Annotated in this window: 2 protein-coding genes; both read right to left on the bottom strand. The window is 34.8% G+C overall.

Translation table 11 applies throughout. The features are described 5' to 3' along the window. Positions 1-16: 16 nt before the first annotated feature. Positions 17-859, bottom strand: coding sequence for an IS3 family transposase (locus tag Q1A01_RS23550; protein ID WP_299686008.1), 843 nt, complete (start codon positions 857-859; stop codon positions 17-19). A gap of 35 nt (positions 860-894) precedes the next feature. After that, complete coding sequence (locus Q1A01_RS23545) at positions 895-1,161, bottom strand: transposase (protein ID WP_299686005.1); 267 nt, start codon at positions 1,159-1,161, stop codon at positions 895-897. Between the last annotated feature and the right edge of the window lie 68 nt (positions 1,162-1,229).

The raw sequence follows: 1,229 nt of genomic DNA, 5'->3' as shown, positions 1-1,229 counted from the left end.
TGTAGGCTTCCCCTTTTTAGGACACCTTAAAATTCGACAAATAATTATTATTTAGTTCAGGTTTGATGAAGAATTTAAATTCTTCATCAAACCTGGGCATATATTCTTTAGGGGATTTATTCCCCAAAGATTTATGTGGGTGATTAAAATTATAGTCCTCTCTCCAATTATCACTAATTTTTTGGAGTTGATAGATGTCATTAAAATAATATGCATCCAGTATATCCTCTCTAAAAAAGCGATTGAATCGTTCTATATATCCGTTCTGCATCGGTTTACCAGGTTGTGTATACTTGATTTCAATAAAGTTCTTTTTACACCAATTCATAAAAGTTTTAGAGATAAATTCTGGGCCATTATCACATCTGACGTATTTGGGTGTGCCTATTTCTTCTTTTAAATATTCTAATGTTTCAACGACAGCTCTAGCTGGGTATGAAAGACCTGCATCGATAGCTATTGCTTCTCGATTACAATCATCGATAACATTGAACACACGCACCTTTCTGCCATCGGTAAGGGCATCACTCATAAAATCCATACTCCAGCACTCATTAAGAAATAATGGAGTCTCTAGAGATTGTTTTACACGATTGATCAAACGTTTTTTGTGTTTACGTCTAAGCTTTAGCTTCATCTCACGATACACACGTAATACTCGTTTTCTGTTCCATTTTAAGCCTTCGCGACGAATCTTGTAATAATACTCATCAAAACCTCTAGTCGGATAAGATTCGGCAAGTTCAGTGAGTTTATCTATCACTATACTATCATTTTTCTTACTCTGGTAATACCACATTGATCTACTCAGACCTACTACCTTACAAGCACGTACGATAGAAATCATAAACTCTTTGATCAGATATTTGACACGAACTCTCTTGTCGGAAGGCTTTAGAACTTTTTTGATAATACGTCTTTAAGCATTTTATTATCTAAACTTACGTCAGCATACATCTGTTTGAGACGATTATTCTCCTCTTCGAGTTCCTTTAATCGTTTGAGTTGTTGTTGCTCCATACCTCCGTATCTCTTACGCCAGTAATAAAATGTACTCTTATCAATACCTAATTCTCTAGATAAATCTCCTACAGATCTACCTTGTTCATTCTCCTTGAGTGCCTTGATAATCTGACTCTCGCTAAATTTGCTGCTTTTCATTGTGACAGTTTGAATTTAAAGTTAGTAAATTCGAATTTTAAACTGTCCTATTTTTAGGGAAGCCTACA

This window comes from uncultured Dokdonia sp. (genome assembly GCF_947492815.1).
Taxonomy (GTDB): Bacteria; Bacteroidota; Bacteroidia; order Flavobacteriales; family Flavobacteriaceae; genus Dokdonia.
This window is presented reverse-complemented; position numbering and strand designations above follow the sequence as displayed.